General features: G+C 68.3%; 27 protein-coding genes. 15 read left to right on the top strand and 12 right to left on the bottom strand.

Annotated features, from left to right (window positions below; all coding sequences use genetic code 11):
- Positions 1-43: 43 nt before the first annotated feature.
- The 6 genes from BMX17_RS12380 to BMX17_RS12360 all read left to right on the top strand — a co-directional run bounded on the left by BMX17_RS12380 (position 44) and on the right by BMX17_RS12360 (position 2,991).
- Positions 44-454 (top strand): metal-dependent transcriptional regulator, encoded by a 411-nt coding sequence (locus BMX17_RS12380; protein WP_244515003.1) that lies wholly within the window; start codon positions 44-46, stop codon positions 452-454.
- A gap of 28 nt (positions 455-482) precedes the next feature.
- Positions 483-641, top strand: a complete 159-nt coding sequence (locus BMX17_RS26120) for a hypothetical protein (RefSeq protein ID WP_170845406.1) — start codon at positions 483-485, stop codon at positions 639-641.
- 525 nt (positions 642-1,166) lie between these two features.
- The gene (locus BMX17_RS12375) at positions 1,167-1,358 is read left to right on the top strand and encodes a hypothetical protein (RefSeq protein ID WP_092660477.1); all 192 of its coding nucleotides are present in this window, start codon (positions 1,167-1,169) and stop codon (positions 1,356-1,358) included.
- Entirely contained in the window at positions 1,349-1,846 is a 498-nt protein-coding gene (locus BMX17_RS12370; protein ID WP_092660475.1) for a hypothetical protein, read from the top strand. The genes BMX17_RS12375 and BMX17_RS12370 overlap by 10 nt, the downstream gene beginning before the upstream one ends.
- 143 nt (positions 1,847-1,989) lie before the next feature.
- A complete protein-coding gene (locus BMX17_RS12365; RefSeq protein ID WP_092660473.1) occupies positions 1,990-2,688 on the top strand; it encodes an HdeD family acid-resistance protein in 699 nt (232 codons plus the stop codon).
- Between the two features lie 3 nt (positions 2,689-2,691).
- On the top strand, positions 2,692-2,991 hold the full coding sequence (locus tag BMX17_RS12360) for a hypothetical protein (RefSeq protein ID WP_092660471.1): 300 nt from the start codon (positions 2,692-2,694) through the stop codon (positions 2,989-2,991).
- 6 nt (positions 2,992-2,997) lie between these two features.
- Here the strand turns inward: BMX17_RS12360 and BMX17_RS26115 are convergent, their stop codons facing one another.
- The 7 genes from BMX17_RS26115 to BMX17_RS12330 form a co-directional block, all read right to left on the bottom strand.
- Positions 2,998-3,159, bottom strand: coding sequence for a hypothetical protein (locus BMX17_RS26115; RefSeq protein WP_170845405.1), 162 nt, complete (start codon positions 3,157-3,159; stop codon positions 2,998-3,000).
- Positions 3,159-4,367, bottom strand: a complete 1,209-nt coding sequence (locus BMX17_RS12355; RefSeq protein ID WP_092660469.1) for an iron-containing alcohol dehydrogenase family protein — start codon at positions 4,365-4,367, stop codon at positions 3,159-3,161. Before BMX17_RS12355 ends, BMX17_RS26115 begins: the two co-directional genes overlap by 1 nt.
- Positions 4,368-4,391: 24 nt before the next feature.
- Entirely contained in the window at positions 4,392-5,054 is a 663-nt protein-coding gene (locus tag BMX17_RS12350) for an alpha/beta hydrolase (RefSeq protein WP_092660467.1), read from the bottom strand.
- A 105-nt stretch (positions 5,055-5,159) separates the two neighbouring features.
- On the bottom strand, positions 5,160-6,530 hold the full coding sequence (locus BMX17_RS12345) for a heme-copper oxidase family protein (protein WP_092660465.1): 1,371 nt from the start codon (positions 6,528-6,530) through the stop codon (positions 5,160-5,162).
- Positions 6,531-6,582: 52 nt separating this feature from the next.
- Complete coding sequence (locus BMX17_RS12340; protein ID WP_092660463.1) at positions 6,583-6,813, bottom strand: DUF2249 domain-containing protein; 231 nt, start codon at positions 6,811-6,813, stop codon at positions 6,583-6,585.
- Positions 6,814-6,873: 60 nt separating this feature from the next.
- On the bottom strand, positions 6,874-7,170 hold the full coding sequence (locus BMX17_RS12335; RefSeq protein ID WP_092660461.1) for an Htur_1727 family rSAM-partnered candidate RiPP: 297 nt from the start codon (positions 7,168-7,170) through the stop codon (positions 6,874-6,876).
- Positions 7,171-7,219: 49 nt separating this feature from the next.
- A complete protein-coding gene (locus BMX17_RS12330) occupies positions 7,220-8,389 on the bottom strand; it encodes a multicopper oxidase domain-containing protein (protein WP_092660459.1) in 1,170 nt (389 codons plus the stop codon).
- A 191-nt stretch (positions 8,390-8,580) separates the two neighbouring features.
- Between BMX17_RS12330 and BMX17_RS12325 the strand changes: the two genes are divergently transcribed.
- From BMX17_RS12325 to BMX17_RS12315, 3 genes are all read left to right on the top strand, one after another.
- A complete protein-coding gene (locus BMX17_RS12325) occupies positions 8,581-9,366 on the top strand; it encodes a CbiX/SirB N-terminal domain-containing protein (protein WP_092660457.1) in 786 nt (261 codons plus the stop codon).
- A 198-nt stretch (positions 9,367-9,564) separates the two neighbouring features.
- Positions 9,565-10,086 (top strand): hypothetical protein, encoded by a 522-nt coding sequence (locus BMX17_RS12320; protein ID WP_092660455.1) that lies wholly within the window; start codon positions 9,565-9,567, stop codon positions 10,084-10,086.
- Positions 10,086-11,264 (top strand): inorganic phosphate transporter, encoded by a 1,179-nt coding sequence (locus BMX17_RS12315; RefSeq protein ID WP_092660453.1) that lies wholly within the window; start codon positions 10,086-10,088, stop codon positions 11,262-11,264. Before BMX17_RS12320 ends, BMX17_RS12315 begins: the two co-directional genes overlap by 1 nt.
- A 13-nt stretch (positions 11,265-11,277) precedes the next feature.
- Here the strand turns inward: BMX17_RS12315 and BMX17_RS12310 are convergent, their stop codons facing one another.
- From BMX17_RS12310 to cobN, 3 genes are read right to left on the bottom strand one after another with little or no spacing between them, the layout of a single operon-like run.
- Entirely contained in the window at positions 11,278-12,042 is a 765-nt protein-coding gene (locus tag BMX17_RS12310; RefSeq protein ID WP_092660451.1) for a cobalt-precorrin-7 (C(5))-methyltransferase, read from the bottom strand.
- Positions 12,039-12,737 carry a precorrin-8X methylmutase gene (locus tag BMX17_RS12305; RefSeq protein WP_092660449.1) on the bottom strand — a complete coding sequence of 233 codons (699 nt, stop codon included), beginning with the start codon at positions 12,735-12,737 and terminating at the stop codon, positions 12,039-12,041. The genes BMX17_RS12310 and BMX17_RS12305 overlap by 4 nt, the downstream gene beginning before the upstream one ends.
- Positions 12,727-16,629, bottom strand: coding sequence for a cobaltochelatase subunit CobN (gene cobN / locus BMX17_RS12300; RefSeq protein WP_092660447.1), 3,903 nt, complete (start codon positions 16,627-16,629; stop codon positions 12,727-12,729). The genes BMX17_RS12305 and cobN overlap by 11 nt, the downstream gene beginning before the upstream one ends.
- A gap of 34 nt (positions 16,630-16,663) precedes the next feature.
- Here cobN and BMX17_RS12295 point away from each other — a divergent pair, with 34 nt between their 5' ends.
- From BMX17_RS12295 to BMX17_RS12270, 6 genes are all read left to right on the top strand, one after another.
- Positions 16,664-18,877, top strand: a complete 2,214-nt coding sequence (locus tag BMX17_RS12295) for a VWA domain-containing protein (RefSeq protein WP_092660445.1) — start codon at positions 16,664-16,666, stop codon at positions 18,875-18,877.
- A 59-nt stretch (positions 18,878-18,936) separates the two neighbouring features.
- Positions 18,937-19,122, top strand: coding sequence for a CbtB domain-containing protein (locus BMX17_RS12290; protein ID WP_092660443.1), 186 nt, complete (start codon positions 18,937-18,939; stop codon positions 19,120-19,122).
- Between the two features lie 2 nt (positions 19,123-19,124).
- Positions 19,125-19,907 (top strand): CbtA family protein, encoded by a 783-nt coding sequence (locus tag BMX17_RS12285; RefSeq protein WP_092660441.1) that lies wholly within the window; start codon positions 19,125-19,127, stop codon positions 19,905-19,907.
- A complete protein-coding gene (locus BMX17_RS12280; protein ID WP_092660439.1) occupies positions 19,907-20,254 on the top strand; it encodes a (2Fe-2S) ferredoxin domain-containing protein in 348 nt (115 codons plus the stop codon). Before BMX17_RS12285 ends, BMX17_RS12280 begins: the two co-directional genes overlap by 1 nt.
- Positions 20,255-20,388: 134 nt before the next feature.
- The gene (locus BMX17_RS12275) at positions 20,389-21,459 is read left to right on the top strand and encodes a ribonucleotide-diphosphate reductase subunit beta (RefSeq protein WP_092660437.1); all 1,071 of its coding nucleotides are present in this window, start codon (positions 20,389-20,391) and stop codon (positions 21,457-21,459) included.
- On the top strand, positions 21,452-21,715 hold the full coding sequence (locus tag BMX17_RS12270) for a hypothetical protein (protein WP_092660435.1): 264 nt from the start codon (positions 21,452-21,454) through the stop codon (positions 21,713-21,715). Before BMX17_RS12275 ends, BMX17_RS12270 begins: the two co-directional genes overlap by 8 nt.
- Positions 21,716-21,731: 16 nt before the next feature.
- Here the strand turns inward: BMX17_RS12270 and BMX17_RS12265 are convergent, their stop codons facing one another.
- Both BMX17_RS12265 and BMX17_RS12260 read right to left on the bottom strand, forming a co-directional pair.
- Entirely contained in the window at positions 21,732-22,958 is a 1,227-nt protein-coding gene (locus tag BMX17_RS12265) for an outer membrane protein assembly factor BamB family protein (protein WP_092660433.1), read from the bottom strand.
- Positions 22,951-23,322, bottom strand: coding sequence for a DUF3209 family protein (locus BMX17_RS12260; protein WP_092660431.1), 372 nt, complete (start codon positions 23,320-23,322; stop codon positions 22,951-22,953). The genes BMX17_RS12265 and BMX17_RS12260 overlap by 8 nt, the downstream gene beginning before the upstream one ends.
- Positions 23,323-23,328 lie beyond the last annotated feature (6 nt).

The raw sequence follows: 23,328 nt of genomic DNA, 5'->3' as shown, positions 1-23,328 counted from the left end.
GCCGATCGCGACCGGGAAACCGCGACAGTCGTGATCGTCGCCGGTGGGTGATCCCGTGACCGACACCGCGACGACGGTCGATCAGTACCTGCTCGCCCTGTACGTCGAGCACCAGCGTCGGTCTCCCCCGATCCCGTCGGGTCACCTCGCGGATCGACTCGACAAGTCGCCGGCGGCAACGACCGAGATGTGCCAGCGCCTCGACCAGAAGGGGCTGATCACGTACGAACCCTACGAGGGAGCCACGCTCACCGCCGAGGGGCGGTCGCGGGCCGACGACCTGCACGAACGGTACGTCACGCTCTCGTGGTTCTTCCGGGCCGTACTCGGCCTCGAGGACCACGAGGCGGAGGCGATGCGGCTGGCCGGGTCGGTGAGTCCCGACATCGCGGCGCGGCTCGCATTCCTGCTCCTGTCCGACGACGAGCCGACACCCGCGGAATCGTCCCCGTAGCCCCCGCTGTTGGGTCCGATTCGAAAAATTGGGCCTGAGCTGTCACGGCTTCTCCGTCGGCTTCGTCAGTGGCGTCTTCCTCGTCGGTGTCGTCCGCCTCGGTGTCAGCCGCTTCGTCATCTTCGCCGATCTCGTCCCCGTGTCCGTCTTCGGGTTCGGGCCGGTCGTGTTCTTGCAACTCGTGTGACCGGCCGCTGTGGGTCGTAGACGGGTTCAAAATCCGTTCGTGGCGAATACGCTCCCGTTAACCGGCGTGCACAGACCGCGTACTAACGGGTCTCCGGTACCAGGGTCGGCGAAAGATGCGACTGGCCACCGACGGCTCGAACACCTGCCACGCCTCGAGCGGCACTGGGTACCGGCACAGTCGACTGGTGCCCACGGATCGGCGTTGCCGCCGTGTGGATCGCGCCCTGTCGACCGAGTGGGTTCGGACTGGGGCCGTCAGCCAATGAAACGCCGCGCTATCTTCCTGGCGGTTACCGTCACCGCCCTCGGCGCGGGCCTCTCGCTGGCCGGTTCCGGGACCGGTAACACCGGGTCGACCGCCGATTAGTGTCACTCCGCTGGCATACTGGCGACCACTCCGGATACGCCCGTCCGCACTACCCAGGACTGCGAGGAGATTACGGGTGACGACGGAGACGAAAAGACCACTACTGGAGTTCCGGAGACGACCGATGCCAGCGAGGACGGTGGTGGCGAAACGCCGGTGGACGAACCCGACGGAGACGCGCCGACCGACGGCGACGGCACCGGAACGCCGGCTCCTGGCGACGGAACGACCCCCACACGGGAACAGACCGAACCGGTCCCGGGGGCCCCCGACCTCGACGCGTTCGCTCCCAACCGGACCGTTCAGCCCGGCGTGTCCCGGTCGCGTTCCTGCTCGTCGTGCTCCTGATCTCGGCGGGCTCGGCCGCCTACGCGACCGGGATCGACACCGCGTTCTCCGAGGAGGACTTCCTGCCGCCCGAGGAGACGCCCGCATACCTCGAGAGCCTGCCCGAACCGTTCGCGCCGAGCCGATATACCGTCACTCGCGATATCCAATTCCTCGAAGACAACTTCGAGGCCGTCCAGGGGGAGTCGGTGACGATCTTCGTCGAGGGGCCGCTGACGCGGGACACGACGCTCGAATCCTTCCAGACGGCGCGGCGCAACCCCCCAGATTCGTTCGTCTCCCGCGGCCGGGACGCAGAGACCACGAGCATCGTGACCGTGATCCGTGACTACGCCAACGAGTCCGACGATTTCCGGGCGCTGGTCGAGCGCAACGACGTGGACGACGACGGCGTGCCCGAGGACGAACTCCGGCAGGTCTACTCCTACCTCGTCGCTGTCGTGGTCACACCGTCGGCCATCGCCGTGTGGACTCGATACGCGACGTGATCGGTACTGTCGGGCAACCACGTCGCCACTACCGGGCCCCGCTCGGACACCCGCCCCGGAAATACCGCTTTTTCCCGGGCCATCGAACTACGGCGCGATTCCGCCGACCGTCGACGCCCGGCGTCCACCACTCCCATCGACCCATGAGCTCCGACGACACTGACGACCACGACGACATCGACGACAGCGATAGCACCGCCGACGCGGCCGAGACACGGAACGGAGTCTCCCAGGACCGATCTCCGGGGCAGACTTACAGTCACTCCGACCGGTCGCTCGCCCGGAACCGGCTGACCGTCATGATCGGCGGCGTGTTGCTCGTCCTGCTGGGACTGGCCGCGATCCTCACACCGTACCTCACGGGCGTCGCTATCTCGCTGGTGCTCGGTGGGATTCTCGTCGTCGGCGCACTCGTTTACACCGCCGCGGCCTTCTCGGCACAGGGCTGGCGTGGCTCGGTCTTCACCCTCGCTCTGGCGATCCTGTACGGGGGCGCTGGCATCACGATGCTGGCCAACCCGAGCCTGGGGCTGGTGGCGCTGACGCTCGTGCTGGCCGTCTACCTCCTCACCGAGGGCGTCGTCCAGCTGGTGATGGGCCTGCGCCTGCGGGCCAACGAGAACTGGAGCTGGCTACTGGCCTCCGGGATCGTCTCGGTGTTGCTGTCCTCGCTGATCCTGCTCGGTTTCCCGGCCAGCGCGGACTGGGCCGTCGGGCTGTTGTTCGGCGTGAACCTGCTCACGTCCGGTCTCGCGCTGGTCATGGTCGGGATGGCCGCGCCATCGGCCACGGAGGTCGGCACGACCGGGCGCATCGGCGAGTCGGGGACCGGCTCCTCGTGATCGGTGCCACCGCTCGCACTCGCGTCCCCGTCGGGCAACCCCGATCCGCGACTGGCCGGCCTGCTGGTGGTCGTGCTCGCGCTGGCCCACGCCCTCGGTGGTCGGGTCGAAGTCGCGGCCGCCGCCCGGGTTCGTCACTGGCTCTCGGCCGGCGGCGGGTTCGACGCCGCGACCGGGGTCGGTCCCCGGTCGGTTCTCCTGGGGGGCGCGGCCACGTGTCTGGTCGGGACGGTCCTGATCGAGGCCACACTCGGCGTCCTGACCCGCGGATCGACACGACCGACGGCGTCACCCCCTCACTGATCGCCTTCATTCGCCCTCGACGACGTGGTGGGGGCCGAGCGGCCCGTGTTCCGGGCAGGTCCCGACGATGGGCGTGGCGTTGCAACAGCCGACACGGCGGCCGGTCGCGACGAGCCCGGTGGTCAACGCCGACCCGCAGAGCCGACAGCGCGGGGACGCGTCTCCCATCACCACGCCTCGCGGAGGACGCCTTCGAGGTCCTCGACCGTGGGGTCCAGTTCGGCCGGCGCGTAGCCCAGCAGGCTGTCGTTCAGGGTGTACGTCGCGATGTCGTGGAGGTCAGATTGCTCGATGCCGTCGACTGCCCGGAGGCTGGAGGGGAGTTCCAGTGCGTCGCGAATCTCCGCGACCCGCGAGACCACGGCGTCGGCCAGTTCGTCGTCGCTCGCACCGTCGGTGTCGACGCCGAGTCCGTCGGCCAGCAGGTGACGGCGGCCGTCGACGTGTTCGAAGAGATATTCGAGTGCGTGGGGCGCGATCACGGCGTGGGCGACCCCCTGCTGGACGGGGTAGCCCGCGGTCAGCCCGTGGCCGAACGCGTGTAACAGCGAGAGGGTCATCCCGTCGGGTCGCGAGGCCCCGTACTGGGCGAGGACGATCCCCTGCACGACGCGATCGAGGGCCGCGTCCGTGTCTGCCCGGAGGTCCGGAAGCCCCTCCGAGAGCAGTTCCAGCGCCCGCTTTGCCGTCGCGTCCGTCACGGCGGTCCGCGTGCTGGCGTAGAGGGTCTCGATGGCCTTGTCGAAGCCGTTCATCGCCGACCCGGCGAGTACGTCGGTCGGCGTGGTCGCGAACAGGGCCGGATCGTACAGCAGGGCGGCGGGCATCAGCGACTGGCCGAACAGGCCGCCGCCGACTGGTTCGTCGACCAGTCCCGAGGCCGGCGTGGCGGTGATCCCCGCGGCCATCGAGAGGTCGGCTCCGGCCAGCGTCGTCGGGACCGCGACGATGGGGGGTACCTCGTCGGGGACCGCGATGGTGCCCGTCGATTCGAGTTCGGCGGCCAGTTTCGGGGGGTCTTCGTCCCGACCGGCGAGTACCGCGATGGCTTTGGCCACATCGAGACTGCTTCCGCCCCCGAGACTGACGAGGGCGTCGGCGTCGACGTCACGCATGGCCTCCAGTCCCGCCAGGGCAGCGCCGAGGCGTTTGTCCGGCGTCGTTCCGGCGAACGTCGCCCCGTGGTACTCGCCGAGGCCGTCCTCGACGGGATCGATGACCTCGGCGGTCGCGCCGACCGTCTTGCCACAGACCACCAGCGCCCGTTCGACCCCGACCCCTGCGAGTTCGTCGGCTAGCGCGTCGACACAGCCGCGCCCGTACCGGATCGGGCCGTGGTCGTAGGCGAATCGAAAGCCGTCGCCGTAGTCGTCCATACCCGCAGTTACACTGCCCGACAATTAGGTGTGGTCCTCGCTCAGCAACGTCTCGACCATCCCGTCCAGGTGGTCGAGTTCGTCGGCGTTGACGCCGTGGCCCATGTCCTCGTAAATGCGCGTGGTCACGTCGCCGCCCAGCTCGTCGAGGACCTCGGCGGTCGCGTGGACGCGCTCCTCGGGGATGTGCGGGTCCGCGTCGCTACAGCCCAGAAAGACCGGCGTATAGTCGAGGTCGCCCTCGACCGCGAGGTAGTCGTCGGGATCGACCGTCTCGCCGATCAGGCCGCCCGAGAGGACCGCCAGTCCCCCATAGCGGCGCGGGGTGCGCGCGACGAATTCGCTGGAGAGACAGCCGCCCTGCGAGAACCCGACGAGCAGGACGCGCTCGTGGGGAACCCCGGTGTCGACGGCCGTCTCGACGGCGTTCTCGACGGCCTGTAGGCCCGAGGACCGTCCGGGCTCGTTGCGCTCGACGGGCGCGAGGAAGGAGTTGGGATACCAGGTGCTGCGGGCGGCCTGGGGTGCCAGAAGCGCGACGCCGTCGCGGTGGATCTCCCGACCCAGTTGCTGGACGATGCTCTCGGCGCTCGCGCCGCGGCCGTGGGTCAGCACGACGGCCGCCTCGGCGTCCTCGAGGTCGGTACCGGCGGTGACCAGCGGCTGGTCCTGGTGTGGTCCGGTCATGGTTCGGTCAGGCCCTCGTCCGAGGGCGTCCGGAGCTGGATGTTCATCGTTGTCGGCTACCACCACGGCCGCCAGACGTATAGGCGCTCTCGGACTGTCATGCCATCAGGTGACACCGGTGTCACCGGGTGGGGCCCCCTCGGCCGACTCGTCGTCGCTTTCCGCACGGGAGAACAGCACTCCGGCGAGGGTGAGGGGGCTGTGATTCCGCAGGACGGCGAGCAGGTTCGCGGCGAACACGACGGTACCGGCGGCCACGAGCGCCCCCGAGAGCGGGACGACGACAGCGGGGAGGGCTAGCAGGTCCGCCGCGACGAGGCCGGCCGTGCCGGCGGAAAACAGGGTAAAGTCAACCGCGGCCAGCCGACTGTCGTACAGGTCGTCGATCATCGGCACGTCCTCGAACCCGAGCAGGTCGCTGTACCGGTGAACCCAGACGATGAACGGGACGATGTGATAGAGCGTGCCGAGCACGACGAACCCGACGACGCCCAGCGCGAGCAAGTGTACAGTATTGGGCCCGCCAAAGCGGTGGGACAGCGCCAGGGGATCGGTCAGCCACGCCGGGGCCGACAGCAGGCTCCAGCCGGCCATCGTGACCGCGACGACGGCGTACCGCGAGAGCATCGGCGTCCAGTCGACGCGGGTCTCGATCAGTCGGCGGGCCAGCAGGATCGAAAAGCCCGCGACGGCGAGGAGCACGAGCGCGCCGCCGGCCCGTGCGAGCGGACCGGTTCCCACTAGCCGACCCCCGGCGAGCGCGAGGACGCCGGTGGGGTAGCCGTAGGACTCGATCCGGCGGAGATGGTGATCGACGCCGTGAAGCTCGGTCTGAGTGAACATCGTCGCGAGCTGGTAGAGCGCGCCGAAGACGGTGGTCAGAATCGCACCGAACACGGCGAGCGTGGCGTGTGCGCCCACGGCCCCGGTCCGCGTGACCGGCAGGGTGGCGAACACGGGCGTGGCGTACGACAGCGCGAGCAGGAAGCCCAGCGCGGTCACGGCCACGAAACAGGCGAGGGCGAACGCGAAGTGTGCTTCCGTCACGTCGAGGCCGTCGACGCGGACCAGGGTCCGTCCGAGGTTGTAGGCGAACAGCCAGAACCCGGCCAGTGCGAGCGTCCCGAAGACGTGGACCCAGCCCAGTGCCCCGAGGAGAAAGCTCCCGGCCATGCCGAGTAGTCCCGGCGCGACGAGCCAGAGCTGGACGCTCGCCAGCCGGCGGGAGTGAAGCGCGACGCCCGACCAGACGGGCACGAACTGCGTCATCGCCCCCATGATCGTGATGCAGACCCAGCCGGCCAACAGGAGGTGGACGTGAGCGATACCCGCCAGTCCGGGGAGTGCGAGGACGGCGTCGGCGGCCGCGAGGACGGTCGCGCCGACGAGGAAGCCGACCGCGACGACGAAGTGCCGGAGCGGGACGGTCATCGGCGGCCCCTGTCCGGTGTCGATGTCGCCAGGAACGACGCTCATGGTCGAAGGGACGTGGCGACCGGCCGAACGACTGTGGGCGAACGTGTTCGGATCAGGCGTGTTCGATATCGACGTGGAACTCGTCGGGGCCGACCTGTTCGGTCTCGTGGGTGAACCCGCGCTCCGTGAGGACGCCGTACAGCGGCTCCGGCTCGAAGCTGTTGATCAGGCGGAGTCGGCCGTCTTCGGGGAGCGCTTCGAGCGCCGCCATGATCTCGCCGAAGGGTTCGCCGTCGATCTCGCGCACGTCCAGCCGTCTGTGGGTGGGTGCATCCTGGCTCATAGTTCGAGGTTCGTGTAAATCGCGGTCGGTCTTGTCCCGAACCAGTTCGGCCCGTCGCGATCACTCGACGGTTCGCGGTTCCTCGCCCGTGTCGAGCGGGACGGGCTCGGCGTCTTCGTCGAGGTCGTGGGTGGAGTACCGCCTGACGGCGTCGGCTGGGCAGAGCCACACGTCCTCGGCGAACCAGGCGAACAGCTTCGTCGCTTGCTCGTAGGCTACGTCGGCGTCGGGGGCGGTGACGCTCCCGACGTACCGCATACGGCTGTCCGTCTCCTCGCGCACGAATACGTCCCACTCGCGTTCGGTTGCGTCCCGCGGCGCGTCGCCGACGCGGGCGCGTTCGGGTTTCTCGACCATGTGTCGTTTCGGTCTGTAGACTGGGAGTCAGTTGTGCCGAACTCGTTCGCTACATCTCGTAGCCGGCGTAGTCCATCAGGTCGGCGAAGATGTCGGTGTCCATCGCCTCCTCGTAGACGATGCCGGTGACCATGCCGCCGGGGTAGGAGGCGGCGGCGTCGAGCCCGTTGGTGGCGTGGTTGACCTTGTGGCAGTGCATCAGGTAGATGCCGGGTTCGGCGCTGGCCTCGAACTCGATGGTGCGTCGCTGTGCGGGTGCGACGTTGACGATGTCCTGTTCGACGCGGAGCGCGTCGGGGAGCTGGGTGCCGTCCTTCTCGGCCACCTCGAACCGGTGATTGTGCGTGTGCATCGGGTGGGCCATGTACCCGCCGACGTTGACGAGGTGGACCCGGACCGTGTCGCCCTGGCTGACGATCAGCGGCGAGCCGTCCTCCGGATGCAGGGTACGCGGGAGCGACCGGCCGTTGATCGTGAACACGTCGGCCTTGCGCTGGTGGGCACTGTAGCTCACGTCCTCGCCGCCGTACATCCGGGAGAGCCGGGAGTCCCAGTCCTTGACGGTGAGGAAGTACTCGCGGTCGGCCTCCTCGTAGCCCGCAGGATCGACCCGGAAGATCCCGTACATCCCCATCTCGATGTGCTGGTGGGTCTGGTAGTGGCAGTGGTAGCCGTGGGTACCGGGGGTGTTCGCGGGGATCTCGTAGGTGTGTTTCTCGCCGGGCGGGACCTGGATGCCGGAGGTGGTCGGGACGCCGTCGTCCTTCCAGGCCTTCTGGACGCCGTGGAAGTGGACGGTGTGGGGCCGCTTGCCGTCGGTGTTGTCCAGCGTCACCTCGATCACGTCGCCCTCCTGGGCCCGCAGGACGGGACCGGGGACGCTGGGTTGGCCGTCGTCGGCCGCGAACGCCCACACACGCGGGAGTTCGATGGGGCCGCCCAGCGACTCCTCGGGATGGACCGGGAGCCGTGCGGGCACCGTCTTCAGCGTCACCTCGTTGTCCTGCTCGGCGAGATCGATCATCTCCGGCGGAGCCGCCGCCGGCAGGGAGGACTGGTTCGACTGGGCAGCCTGCGTCGCCTCCGGCGTTCCGGCGGTGTTCTGGGCCTGTGGCGCGCCCTGGCATCCGGCCAGCGCGACGGCCGCTGCGCCGCCAGTTGCCTTCACGAAGTCACGACGCGAGAACCGCGTTCCCGGCGCACTCATCTGATCACTCATGACACCTCCATTTTTGGGGCTTTGATATATACACGTGAGGCGGATTCCAACAGCCCGGGAAGCCACTCGAATATGTTCGGCTCGGAAATCACCGGGGTGGTCTCGACTCCCTGACCAAAACTTATTTTTTGCTCTCTTGCATCACTCCGGTCAAGCTCGCTTGCCATAGACAAAGCGAACTTGTAATATCCATGACCCAGGATACACTCGTACTCGTCGGGCAGGAGGGGACACACGCCAGGGAGACCCTGGCGACTCACGCGGACCGCATCGTGCGCCGCGGCGCGGTCAACGCGGCCCACGCCGTCACGTACGCCGAGGAACCCGGTCGGGAACTCCGTGATCGGTTTCGCTCTCTTTCCGAGGGTGTGGTGTACGTCGTGCCGGCGTCGCTCGCCCATAGCCACGAGACGACGGACGTGCTGCCCCGAGCCTTCCCCGCGTTCGACGGCACCGTGCGATACTGTGAGCCGATCGGGGCGAGTCCGGCGATCACGCGGCTGGTGACCCAACGCGCGACCGCGCTGGTCGAGGCCGACCGCGACGCCACGCTCGTCCTCGTCGGTCAGGGGAGCAGTTCCCAGCCGTACCACCGACAGATGGTCGAGTACCACGCCACACGCATCGCCGAGCGGACCGACTACGCAGCCGTCGAACCCAGCTATCTCCTGCAGAACCCCGCCGTCGAGTGTGTCCGCTACGCCGTCGAGACCGACCGATCGGTCGCCGTCCCCCTCTTTCTGACCGCGAACGCGACGACCGAGCACCGGATTCCCACGAAGCTCGAACTCGACCGTGGCGGGATGGCGTACGCCGAGCCGCTCGGTGCCCACCCGCTCGTGACCGACGCGATCGAAGGCGAGATCACGCGCCAGCGTGCGCTGGCGACCGCCGAGGATGCACGACCGACCTCTTTCGAGGACACGCTCGTCCGGGGCGCGCGCTCGGTCGCGACCGACGGCGAAGGGCCGATCTAGTGCGACGGTGCCGCTGGCCGGGTTCGGTCGGACTCGGCGGGTGTGGGCGGATCACGAACTGTTTCCGCCGCTCGGGCGTCTTTGCTAACATACTTGGGCGGAGGGGTTCTCGTATACTGTACACGTGTATTCTCTGCCACCCGGCCCCCAGCGACGCGCTCCCGTCTGCGAACCACTACCGGCCGACGGAGGTGAACTGTGAACCCGAGTCGTGTCGATTCGCTCGTCGATCTGACCTACGGGCTGTTGATCGCCCTCTCGGTGGCACTGATCGTGGTCGCCGACAACGCAGTCGGCCTGGCCTTCGGCTTCGGCGTGTTGCTATCCTATCTCATCCACGTCGTCTGGAAGATGGCCCGGTTCGACCCGGACTGGATGACCACGGCCGTCAAAGAGACCGTCCAGGAGACCGTCGACGAGACGGTCGAAGAGACTGTCGAGAAAACCGTCGACGAGACGGTCGAAGAGACTGTCGGTGAAACCGTCGAGGAGACGGTCGGCGAGACTGTCGGCGAGACGGTCGAGGAGACGGTCGGCGAGGCAGTCGAGGAGAAAGTGGGCGAGACGGTCGAGGAGACGGTCGGCGAGGCAGTCGAGGAGAAGGTTGGCGAAGCGGTCGAGGAAACCGTCGAGGAGACGCTCGAAGAACAACTCGACGGGGACGAGGACGAGGAGGCCGACGAATCGACCGACGATGACCACGAGGACAGGTGGAACTGATGGTCGAGCTCCTCCTCGTGATCGGCGTTCTCGTGGCGATGTTCGTCGCCTACAACATCGGTGGTTCCACGACGGGACCGGCGTTCGGGCCGGCCGTCGGCGCGGACGCCATCTCGAAGACGGGCGCGGCGGCATTGATGGGACTGTTCTTCTTCCTCGGTGCCTGGACCATCGGCCGGAACGTCGTGACGAAACTCGGGACGGAACTGGTGACCAGTACCAGCGTGTTCACGCTCGAAACGTCGATCGCCGTCCTCTTTTTCATCGGCATCGCGTTGCTCGTCGGGAACGTCTTCGGTGTGCCGGCCTCGACGTCGATGACCGCCGTGGGCGCGATTGCGGGTCTGGCGCTGGCCGGCGACGTGCTCGACCTCGCGGTTATGGGTGAGATCGCCGTCTGGTGGGTCGTATCGCCGATCATCGGCTTCTGGGTCTCGCTGATCATCGGTCGGTACTTCTACGCGCGGCTCAACCGGATGGTCGCGATGGAGCGCAGCGACGGGCCCCTGCTCGACTGGGACCGATCGGGGCTCGTCCCGATACCGCGACTCCACCGGACGACCAACCACCGGGAGCTGATCGGGACGGTCACCGTCGTCGCGATCGGCTGTCTGATGGCCTTCAGTTCAGGGACCTCGAACATCGCCAACGCCGTCGCGCCGCTGGTCGGGAGCGGCGAACTGGCGATGGACCCGGCGATCATCCTCGGAGGGGTTGCCGTGACGATCGGCGCGTTCACGATCGCCCGGCGAACGCTGGAGACGATGGGCAGCGACATCACCGAACTCCCGCTGACGGCCGCCATCGTCGTCGCGTCGGTCAGTTCGACGCTCGTCGTCTTCCTCTCGTTACTGGGCATTCCAGCTAGCTTCGTCATCATCGCGACGGTGTCGATCATCGGGCTGGGGTGGGGGCGAGCGACCCGGCCGGTAACCGTCCCCGAGGCGGTCAGGAAAGAGAAAGCGCCGCCGGTCTCCATCGACGCGCTGGCCGACGACGAACCGGGTGAGGAGTTACCGCCCATCGGCGAGGAGGACCCGGAGCACGTTCCGAGTGCGGGGGATCTGTTCGACCCCGCGACGACCGCCCGCGTCGTCCTGATGCAGAACGTCGTGCCCGCCATCGCGACGCTCGGCGCGTACCTCACCTTCCGGTTCGTCCCGATATTCGGCCTCTGAGGGGCCGACGGACCTACTCTCGCCGCACGACCAGCACCGACAGATCCGAGAACGGAGTGTCTTCCGGCCCGTCGCCACCGGCGTGTTCGGCCAGTCCGCCGAGTGTCGTCCGAGTGATGGATTCGTCGTCGTGTGTCAACCGCTCCAGTACCAGCGCGTCGAGGTTCTCCGGTGCGCCTGCGTCCAGCAACTCCCCGGCCACGTCGCCGGGCATCAGATCGTACGGCCGGGGCAGGACGAGCAGGTGTCGCTCTCCGACCGCACGCCCTAGCCGGTCGAGATCGGCAGTCAGGTCGCCGCTCCTGTGCAACGTGACGAACTCGCTGGCTTCCATCGGCGTCCGTGCCCGCGAGGCCGCCATCTGGAGCGCGGAGATTCCGGGAACGACCCGGACCGCTCCCGCGCCCTCGACGGCCCGCTCTACTTTCCCGAGGAACTGGTAGCCCGAGTGGTTCGGGTCGCCCATCAGGACTGCCGTGCCGCGTTCGCCACCAGCCACGCGCTCGGCGAACCGGGCCAGCGTCTCGGCCTCGTCACGGTAGCCACAGGTCAGCAGATCCGCGTCGGTCAGGTCCGCGACGAACTCGACCACTGTCTCGAAGCCGACGACCACGTCGGCCTCGGCGATGGCCCGCCGGCCCCGGGGCGTCAGGAACTCGGGATTGCCGGGACCGATGCCGACGGCGTGGATCGGGTCGCTGGGATCGGCCGTCTCGGGTCCGTTCGCGGCGAACGCGGCCGGGTCGGGACCCGAATCCAGGTCGTAATCGTCGGTCATTCCGGGAGTTCCACCGTCCCGTCACGCGCGTCGCTGGCGACGTGGACCAGTTCGTTCGTGAGCCCGGCGGCGAGACCGCTCCCGCCCCGGCGACCGACGTTCGTGATCGCGGGCACCCCGTGATCGGCGGCGACCTCGCGAAGCCGGTTCCGGCTCTCGGCGGCCTTCACGAACCCGACCGGCGTGGCGACGACGACAGCGGGCCGGGTCCCGTCCTCGATGCAGTCTGCGAGCGCCAGCGCCGCCGTCGGCGCGTTACCCACGACCGCTATCGCGTCGTCGTAGACGCCCTCACGGTCGAGTTCCAGCACCGACGCCGCGGTGCGGGTCATGCCGGTCTCGGCGGCCAGATCCGCGCCGTTGCCGATGGCCTTCCGAACGGGGCAGTCGTGTCCGCGGCCGGTGATCCCCGATTTGACCATCGTGATGTCGGTGACGATGGGGCGTTCGTCCATGACCGCTCGCGCGCCGGCGACGACGGGTTCGTCGTCGGTCTCGCCGGTGAATCGCACTAGGTGCTGGAACTCCGGGTCGCCGGTCGCGTGGACGGACTTCTGGCGAATGCGGTCCGCCAGCGTCTCGTCGGGGACGAGTTCGCGCACACGATCCATCGAGGTCTCGGCGATCTCCATGGCGTTCTCGGTGGTCGCACCGAGGTCCGCGTACTCCTCGAATTCCGCCCCATCAGTCGTCATCACTCGTCACCTCCGTGGCGTCGGAATCGGCACTGTCCGCTGCCGCTCGCGCCTCCAGATCGCCGTCGACCTCCAGATTCAGGTCCCGAAGCCGGTCCTCGGTCGCGTCGTCGGCGTCCCAGAGGTCGCGATCGATGGCCTCCAGCAGGGTGTCGGTGATCGAGTCCAGCGCCCACGGATTCACGTCTTTCAGCCACTCCTGGCGCTCCTCGTCGAAGGCGAACTTTGCGGCCACGTCCGCCCAGAGGTGGTCGGAGACGACACCGGTGGTGGCGTCCCAGCCCAGCACCACGTCGACGGTGGTCGAGAGGTCGCCAGCACCCTTGTAGCCGTGGTCCTCCATCGACTCGATCCACTCGGGGTTGAGGACGCGGGCGCGCATCGCCTTCCGGACCTTCTCCTCGTTGGTGTACACGTCCACGTTGTCGGGGTCGGCCGAGTCGCCGACGTAGGACGCGGGTTCCTCGCCGCTCGTCTCGGCGACGGCGGTGATGAACCCGCCGTGGAAGGCGTACCAGTCCGAGGAGTCGAACTCGTCCTGTTCGGCGGTGTCCTCGATCTTGACGGTCGCGTCGACGTTGCCGAGGCGGCGCTCGAAGGCGTCGTGGGCCTCGGACACGTTGCCCCGCGAGCCCATCGCGTAGCCGCCCCACTGGACGTACACGTCGGCCAGATCCGAGCGGTCGTCCCAGTTGCCCTCGTCGACGGCCTTGTTCGTCCCCGCGCCGTAGCCGCCCGGCCGGGTCGTGAACACCCGGTGTTTGGCCGCGTCGCGGGCCTCGCTCGCGTCGAGGCCCTCCGATTCCAGTTTCTCGGCGTCTTCCTCGACGTGTTTCTTGACGTAGTTCCGGTCGTGGGGTTCGTCCAGATCCACGACGGCGTCGACGGCGTCGTGGATCACGCCCGCCGCGGCGGGGAAGGCGTCTCGGAACAGGCCGGAGACACGCGTCGTCACGTCGATTCTTGGCCGGCCGAGTTCGTCGAGGGGGATCGGCTCCACGCCGTCGACGCGGCCGGCGTCGGACCACTGCGGTTCGACGCCCATCAGTGCGAGTACCTGCGCGATCGTCTCGCCCCGCGTCCGGACGGTCGGGGTCCCCCACGCGACGACGCCGATTTCCTCGGGGTACTCGCCTTCGTCTTCTCGGTGGCGCTCGGCCACACCGTCGGCCACCTCGCTCCCCACGTCCCACGCGCTCTTGGCCGGGACCTTCCGTGGGTCGAGCGTGTAGAAGTTCCGGGCCGTCGGGAGCAGGTCGACACCGCCACGCGTCGGTGCGCCCGACCCGCCCGGCGGGACGTACTCGCCGGCCAGCGCGTCGGCGGTCCGGGGAATCTCGGCTTCCGCGCCGGCCACCCGCGGGGCGGCCTCCTCACAGATGAACGAAAGCGCCTCGCGCAGGTCCTCGTGTGCGCCCGAGTCGGCGCGGGCGTCCCCGACCGGGTCGAAATCGACGACGAGCAGATTCATATTGACCTCGCTGTCTCCCGATGCGAGTTCGCTCTCGGGTACGTCGAAGCCGTGGTCGGCCAGAGTCCCCACGAGGTCGAGACTCGTCTCGTACACCTCGTCGGCCGCCTGCGCGTAGGTCATGCCCAGGTCCTCGTCGTAGGTCCCGGGCTCGTCGAGCATCCGCTGATAGTCGATCCCGAGGACGCCCGCGACGGCCTCCCGGAGGCTCGGGCCGCCGGGGTTCTCGAGGCGCGTGAGCGCGACCAGGTACTCCGTCAGCCGGTCGCCTTCGGGCGGTTCGCCCATCGTATGCAGGCCGAGGCGGATCTGGGTCGTCTTCACGTCGGTCAGGTACTCGTGGATGCGCTCGACGAGTTCGTCGATGCCCACTTCCTCGCCAGAAACCGCTCCCTCGGCGAGCGTCGACCCGGCTTCGTCGGGGCCGCGAACGTCGGCCTTCTCGTCGATTTCGCCGGCGATGCCGAGTTCGACGGCCAGATCCAGGCCGTCGACGGTCTCGCGGATGCGGTCGGCCAGCGCCTCCCCGTCGTCGGTGCGGGCGTCCTCCATCCCGGCCTCGCGGTACCGATCCGCGAGTTCCTCTAAGTCGGCCAGGTCGTCGTAGGTGCCGGCGTTGGACATCACGGGCGTCAGGTAGTCGACGACCGCGGCGTAGGAACGGCGCTTGGCCTGTGTCCCCTCGCCGGGGTTGTTGATGATGTACGGGTAGACGTTCGGAAGCGCGCCGATCAACTGGTCGGGCGCGCTCTCGCCGTCGAGGCCGACGGTCTTCCCTGGGAGCCACTCCAGACTGCCGTGGGTGCCAAGGTGGACCACCGCGTCAGCCGCGAACTCGCGTTTCAGCCACTCGTAGAAGGCCACGTAGTCGTGAGGTGGCTGGAGGTCCGAGTCGTGATACACCTTCGAGGGGTCCATGCCGAACCCACGTGGGGGCTGGACCGTGACGAGGACGTTCCCGAACTCGACGCCGGGGATGGCGAACGGTCGGTCCGGGGCCGCGCCCCACTCCTCGATCACGTTCTCGCGGAAGCGGTCGTCTTTCTCGGCGAACCACTCGCTGTACCGGTCGGGTGCGACGGTGTCGACCGAGAGGTCGCGCACGTCCTCGGGCGCGACCCAGCGGTCGTCCAGCGTCAACTGGGCGGTGAGGTCGTCGATCAACGATTGGCCGTCCGTCGGAACGTCGCCGCCCACATCGTACCCGCGGGCGCGGAGTTCGTCCAGGAGATTCACCGTGCTCTCCGGGCTGTCGAGCCCGAACGCGGTCCCGATGCCGTCGTCGCTGGGCGGGTAGTTGTGGAGGACGACCGCGACTTGCTTGTCCTCGTTGGGGGTGTGCCGAAGTTGCGCCCAGTTGACCGCGAGGCGGGCGGCGTGGTCCACGCGGTCGTCGATCGGGAAGTGCTGTTTCGGGGCGCTCCCGATCCCGGCCGCGTCGTCGGTCCGCTCCTTGCCACTGATCGGGTGGGTGATGACGTTGCCGTCGAACTCCGGGAGCGCCACCGAGAGCGCGAGTTCGAAGCCCATGACGCCGGTGTCGCTCGACTCGTACCGCGAGCGCGATCGCATCGTCGTCACGGTCTGGATCACGGGGACGCCAAGTCTGTCGAGGAACACGTCTTCGGCGCTGTCGCCTTCGTCACTCGCGCTCCGGCCGCGTTCGTCCATCGACAGCGAAAACATGAACGAGGAGAGCACGGCGTCGACGACCGGCTCGCCGTGGGCGTCCAGCAACCACTCCTCGGTGACGCGTTCGGCGTCCCACTGGCCGTCGGCGTCGGTGGCGGGTTCACAGAAGATCGGGAGCGCGTTCGCGCCCTGGCTCTCGACGGCCCGGACCTGCGCGTCGACGTAGCGGGTGTTCTCGTGTGTCCAGTGGGACTCGTAGAACCAGATGGCGACGGTCGGCGCGTCGGGGTCGAAGGTCTCGACGAGTTCGTCGTAGCTCGCCGCCGGGTGATCGGGATGGTAGACGCCTTCGGTGGGAAGGTCCACGGGGTCGTCGTAGGCCGGGTCGGCGTCGGTCGCGTAGGTGGCGGCGAGATAGCGCAGACAGTTGGCCACGTTCGCCGTGCCGCCCCGTTCCAGATACGCACAGACCCGCTCGCGCTCGGCGCTGGCGACCGTAGTGTCCTCGCGGGCGAAGGCGTCGCCGGTCGACTCGACGATCAGCGGGACGCCAGCCTCCGCCAGTCGCTCCCTTGCGTGATCGTACCCCGGCATACTGTCCTGACCGCCGTGCAACCAGAAGATCACCGCCGTCGCGTCGGTCAATTCGTCGACGAACGCGTCCACGTCGGCTACGTCGTCGAGGTCCCCGTCCGAGCGCACGACCAGGTCTGTCTCGACCTCCGTGGCCGCCCGCTGGACCGCGCCCAGTTCGTTCTCCGTCGCAGTGTATAACCCGATCTTCGGCATAACGTTGTTAAACCTCTGTTTACTTAACGCAAGTATGGTTGATTACGGCGACGGCAAAAAAGCTTCGCAGGCGGGGGCAAGGGCGGGCCCTGGCGGGCCGCGGAGCGAGCGGCACCGGCCGACGTTCGGGGAGATCGTCGGGCAGGCGGAGTTCAAGCAGGCTTTACTCGTCGTCGCGGCGAACGACGACCTCGACGGACTGCTCGTGTCCGGGGAGAAGGGGACGGCCAAGTCGACGGCCGTCCGTGCGCTGGCGGATCTGCTCCCCGACCAGCGTGCGGTCGCCGACTGTCCGTACGGCTGTCCGCCCGACGATCCCGCCGGACAGTGTGCGGACTGTCGGGACCGGGACGATCTCCCGGTCGAGACGCGCCCGGTTCCGCTCGTCACGCTCCCGCTCGGTGCGACCCGGGATCGGGTCGTCGGGACGCTCTCGGTCGAAGATGCCATCGACGGCAACTCGGAGTTCGAGCCGGGACTGCTGGCGCGGGCCAATCGCGGTATCCTCTACGTGGACGAGGTGAACCTGCTGGACGATCACCTGGTGGACGTGTTGCTGGACGCGGCGGCGGGCGGCGTCAACCGCGTCGAGCGCGACGGCGTGAGCGTCAGTCATCCGGCGGAGTTCACCCTGATCGGGACGATGAACCCGGAGGAGGGGGACCTCAGACCCCAGTTGCGTGACCGCTTCGCGCTCCAGGCGACGGTGACGGGTTGTCGGGAGATCGACGACCGCGTGGCGATCATCCGGCAGGCGCTGGGCGAACGCGCTGGAGCGGAGACGGACACCGACCCTGCGGCCCGACTCCGACGGGCGCGGGACGGTCTTGCGGACGTGGTGCTTCCCGACGAGTTCGCCACGGAGATCGCCCAGCTGTGCCGGGACGCCGGCGTCGACGGCCATCGTGGGGACATCGCCACGGCGCGGGCCGCTCGCGCGCTCGCGGCGCTTGCGGGCCGGGCGCGCGTGATCGAGTCCGACGTGCGCCGGGCCGCCGAACTGGCACTGCCCCACCGGCTCCAGTCCCGTCCGTTCGAGGACGCGCCGGACCCGGAGGACGTACTCGACGATCACTTCGAGGACGAGGCCGGCGGTGACGGGTCCGACGATGATCGGGACGAGTCGGGGGACGCCGAGCCGGCTCCCGACGAGCGTGGTGACGGTGAGACCGAGGACGCGGGTACGGCCGACGACAGAGACGACGGTGGTGACGCTGGCCCGGACTCCGACGGGTCCGAACCGACCGACCGCGACGACGGGTCCCGGTCAGACGAGCGCGAGGATGGCGACCGATCCGACGACCCGGACGATCAGGGCGGCCCGGACACTCGACCGTCACCGACTGCCGACAGCGGCGCGGACGGTGGCCACGAGCCGAGCGACGACAGTACGGAGAGTTCACCCGACTCCGACGGAGCGGACGAGGAAGACGCCCAGCCGGCCACGCCGCTGCTCCCCGGTCAGCAACGCGCGGCAGTCGGTGATGCCGCTGCTCCGGACCTGTCGGCCCCCGATTCCCTCGGGCGCGCCGTGGGGAGCGACGGTGGCTCGCGCGCCCGGTCGACACCGAGTTCCGACGCCGAGGGGGCACGTGTGCGGACGGAGCGGGCTGAAGCGGGCGATTCGGTCGACGCGGCGGCCTCGATCCGTGCGGCGGCGCGGCGGGGCGGCTCCGCGGTACAGACGCGTGACCTCCGTCAATCCGTCAGGGCGGGCGAGACGGGGGTGCTCGTGTTGTTCGTCGTCGACGCGAGCGCGTCGATGCGGGGCGCGATGCGGACGGCGAAAGGAACGGTACTGGAACTGTTACAGGACGCCTACGAGGCCCGCGACGAGGTGGGGTTCGTCGCGGTGGCCGGCGACGAGGCGGACGTAGTCCTTCCGCCGACCGACAGCGTGACGCGAGCGGCCCGTCACCTCAAGGACCTCCCGACGGGCGACCGGACGCCACTGCCCGACGGCCTCCGAACCGCACGGACGGTCCTGGAACGCGCCGACCCCGACGCCGCGGTCGTCGTGCTGGTCACCGACGGGCGAGCCAACGTCGCCGAGGGAAGTCCGACCGCAGAAACCCGCGCGGCCGCTCGCGAACTGGCGACACTGAACGCCGAAACCGTCGTCGTCGACGCCGGTGATGGGAGTCGTGCGGAAGTGACGGACCTCGTCTGTGACACTCTCGACGCCGAACGCGTGCCGCTGTCGGCGCTGTCGGCCGACCGCGTGACCGCCGCCGTCGACCGCAACTGAGGTTTGGCGCACTCGAAAGCTTTACAACTGGGCTTGCTGTTGTACAACCGTAGTTTACTATGTCGACAGCGAACACCGTTCACGGACGTATCGAACGCGCACGGGTCGAACTGACGCCGACGCAGGTGGCTGCGGGCGCGCTGTTGGTCCTGGCTCTTGGGTTCACGCTCCTGTTCGTCCAGGAGCCGCTGGTTCACGACTCCATGCACAACTTCCGCCACGCGGCCGGGATAACCTGCCACTGAGTATGCTGTTCGACTATCTGACACGCGGTGTGAAAGCTGGACTCCTCGCCGGCGTGGTCTTCGGACTGCTCATGGCGGGCGTGGCCAACCCGCTCGTCGCCCACGCCGACGCGCTGAATCACGACGGCGGCGGTGACGGCCACCACGGTCACAGCCACGCCACTGGCGGCGAGGGCGAGGCTCACGGCGGTGGCGCAGTCCCGACTGCAGTCAATCGCGGCGCGAGCGTCCTGGCTGGCGGGCTGTGGGCAGTGTTGCTCGGCGGTGTCTTCTTCGGGGTCGTCTACTACTTCCTCGAACCGGCGATCCCGGGGACCGGCGCGACCAAGAGCTACGTGCTGGGCGCTGCCGGGTTCGTCACCGTCTCCGGTGCGCCCTGGCTGGTTCTGCCGCCGGTCTCGCCGGGGGCCCAGCAGTCGCTGGCAGTCTCGACACGGCTCCCACTGTACGCCGGGATGATGATCGTCGGCGCGCTCACCTGTCTGCTGGCCGGGTATGCGTACAACCGGACCTGCGAATCGAAGGGCCACGCAGCGGGTGTCGCCGCCGCGATGCTCCCGTTCGGACTGCTCGCTATTCCAGCCCTGCTCGCCCCGACGAACGCCGTCAGCGGTGGGCTCTCGCCCGCCCTCCGACACGGGCTGACCGGACTGTTCGTCTTCGGCCAGGCGCTGTTGTGGTTGCTCCTCGCGGTCGGACACGCCCAGTTCACCGATCACGCAAACGACGGGTCGGAGATCGGTGTTCCGTCGTCGCCCGCTGACGAGGTGACCACCGCGGACTGATGCACGAGCAAACCGAGCGGATTCGAGAGAGTGGGTTCACCGACCACGTACTGGTCTGTACGAACGCCCGCGATTCGGAACACGCCGCCTGTGCCGAGGCCGACGGTGACGAGGTGTACGCGGCAGTGAAGACGTGGCTTCGTGAACGAGGCGTGTTCTGGTCGCAGGTCCACGTCGCCGAGACGAGCTGTCTCGGCCTCTGTAGCGCCGACGGCACTGCAATCGCCATCCATCCCCGCGGCCGCTGGTACTCCGACGTGTGTCCCGACGACGTGCCGACGCTGCTCGAAACCGAGTTCGGGCCGGACGCCACACGGCTCGGTCGCTCCGACACCGACGACGAATAAGAGAACCGCCTGTTCTCAAATATTGGTAAAACGCGCCGCTCAGGGCCTAATATGTTCGATTACTCTATGTGTGGTATAAACTACCACTATTTTCCGGCAAAAATACCTACGCAGTACGCTCTCTCATCTGGGGTATGTCGTTGCAAGACATGCCAGTGGTGGAGACGGGTCGTGTGGACATGGACAGCAAGTGGTTCGAGCTGTACCAGAAGGGGATCGAACTCGGCACCTGGGACGTGTCGAAACTCGTCGACGCCATCGGGGTCGAGGAAGACATCGAGGTCTGGAACTCGCTGGAACCCGAACAGAAAGAGCAGTGGGCGCGCCTCATCGCGGCCTTCGTCGATCTGGAACACGCCGTCGCGGAGGACGGCCGGCGGATCATCGAGCAGATGGCGTCGCCGTACCTCGACGACTCCATCGAGAAGGAGATGTACGCGACGGTGTTCGCCATGACGGAGGCCAAGCACACGCAGTTTTTCGATATGTACATCAACACCGTCATGGACGACGTGTTCCCGGAGACGCATCTGGACATCCGCCGGGGCGGCCAGCCCCTGCCCCGGACCTCGGCCTGCGGGATGTCCAAACTCGGCGAACGCCAGGGTGCACACATGGCGCTGGCGGCCAACAACGGCGATCCCGTCGAGATCGCCCGCGCCGCGACGACCTACCACATGATGGTCGAAGGTATCGCCGCTCGGGGCGGCTACTTCCTGAAGAACAACATGATGCAGGAGTCGCCGCTCCCCCTGCTAAACAAGGGCTTCCAGTTCGTCAGCACCGACGAGGGCCGCCACGTCACCCACGGGCTGGAACTGCTCTCGGAACTCCTGGAGAAAGAACGGGCTGGGATCCCCGAGTACCAGGGCGTCGACGAGGCGATCTGGGAGGAGTCACTGGAGTGTCTCCCCCACGTCATCGACACCGCCTACTTCGTCTCGGCGGCGATGGACGACCCGCTGGGCGCGGATTTCGACGGTCTCATCCAGCGCGGCATGGAGCTGTGGCACGCCCAGTTCAAGGAGGCGCTCGACCTCGACCACTACGCACCGAACACGTTCTCGCAGGTGGCCCAGCAGGCCGCCACCGAGGCCGACGAGGCGGATTACGACGGCCGCATCGAACACCACGCCGAGACCTACGCGAAGAAACTCGACCTCGACGAGAGCAACGTCGTCAGGGGAGGTGTCGCGGATGACTGACCTCACCGAGATCGGCGGCGGCGGTGAGTTCACCGCCTCGGACGACGAGATCGAACGGGCGCTGGAAGCGGCCAGCGACGAACTCGGCGAACCGGTCGAGACGATCGCGGAGGAGGTCGCCTACATCCTCGATTCGGGCACCGGGAGCGCGACCAACGAGGGTGTCGCCGGAACCTCCGTCGGGGCGAACGCGACGGCCGCGTCAGATCCGCGGCTGGAAGCGCTGGAACTGTACAAGTTGAACAACCGGATCTGAGCGGAACCGGCTCGGTTCACTCACGGGCGCCTCGCAGCACGCGATACGCGCCACGCTCGTCGCTTTCGTCGTGATACGCGACCGGTTCCTCGACCGCGACCACGCTCTCGTCGTCGAGCGCCGCGGCCGTGAGTACGCCGTCGGCGTCGAGGGCCGACATCGGGCCGTCGGCTACGCCGAACACTCCCAGGCCGTGCCCCGTGGCGTCGCGGTCCCGGAAGTGCTGTGCGCTCGGCACGGCGAGCCGGTCGCCCGCGGTTCCGATGCCGGTCGCGAACCCCCCGATAGGGTCGCGCCAGGCGTGCTCACCGTCCAGCGTGACCCCGACCACAGTGTGTTCGTTGGGGTGTCGTGCCTCGGTCTCGCGCCCTTCCTCGGGGTAGGTGTTGCCGGTCACGAACACCGCGCCCGCCGACGTGGCGTGGACGTGGTTCGGGTAGGCGTAGACGCGCTCGCCCTCGACCGTCGCGGGCGTCGCCAGGGGAGCCCGCCAGCGGTGACTCCCGTCCTCGTTCAGGCGGTACCCGCAGTAGTCGCCGTGGCTCGCGACGGCGATGCCGTCGGCGAGCAGTGACACGTCACCGACCCGTCGGCCCCCGTCGGTTCCGGGATCCCAGGTCATGCGCTCCGTTCCGTCCGCGCTGTCCAGCACGACCAGGCCACACTGGTGGTCGCCCGGACAGCGATTGTACGCCACGGCCACGCGACTGTCCCGAACGGCGAGGCTGATCGGCGAGGCGTCCGCCCGGTAGCGCCACTCGACGGTCCCGTCAAGGTCGAAGGCGTAGACGACGCTGTCGAACGTTCGGCCGTCGTCGCCGCGTTCGTACCGCCGCGCCGCGACGTAGATTCGCTCCTCGCCCGCGACCACGTCCGCGACGAACGGCAACAGGAACCGCGTCTCGTTCTGGGGGTCACCCACGTCGTCGGCGGTCTCGTAGCGCCAGACCAGTTCTCCGGAATCCAGATCGTGACACCGGACTGTGCCCGAGGGACCACGTTCGCCGACGACCGCTATGCCCTCGACGGTGTCGATGGACACGAGGCTTCCATCGCCGGGCCCGTTCTCGGTTGCGGTCCAGCGTGGCGTCAGATTGCGGTCGAACGCACGGAGGTCGCCGTCGGCCGTTCCGACCAGCACTGCGCCGTCGGTCAGTGCGACGGCCGACCGCTTGCCGAGGTGGCGCGATCCGGCAGGGTCGATCTCCCCGAGCGAAGCAGTCTGTCGGCCGCGACTACTCATCGACCGGGAACGCCTCGTGGAGGTGGTGGTGGGCCTCGCCGAAGCCCTCAAGGACGCTCTCGGCCTGTTCGGTCAGCCGGTGGATCGCCCGCTCGGCGTCCCGAACGGCCACGAGGCGGCCGCGGGTGTAGTCGTACTCGGGATCGTCGGGGTCCATCGCCGCGACCTCCGCTTCGAGGTCGACGAGGGCGGCGTCGAGGTGGCGTTCGATCTCCGGTAACGTCTCCGCGTTTGCGAGGGCTTCGATGGGGCCCTCCATGCTTCCCTCCAGTTCTTTTCTCGCGTGTTCGCGCGTGCTTTCGTCGCCGATGCCGAGTGCCGTCATGACGCCCAGTCGCAGGGCTTCGAGTTCGTCACAGCTCATTGGTGT

It is taken from the genome of Halorientalis persicus, from assembly GCF_900110215.1.
GTDB lineage: Archaea > Halobacteriota > Halobacteria > Halobacteriales > Haloarculaceae > Halorientalis > Halorientalis persica.
Note: the sequence above shows the minus strand (reverse complement) of the source record. Positions and strands in the feature narration are given on the sequence as shown.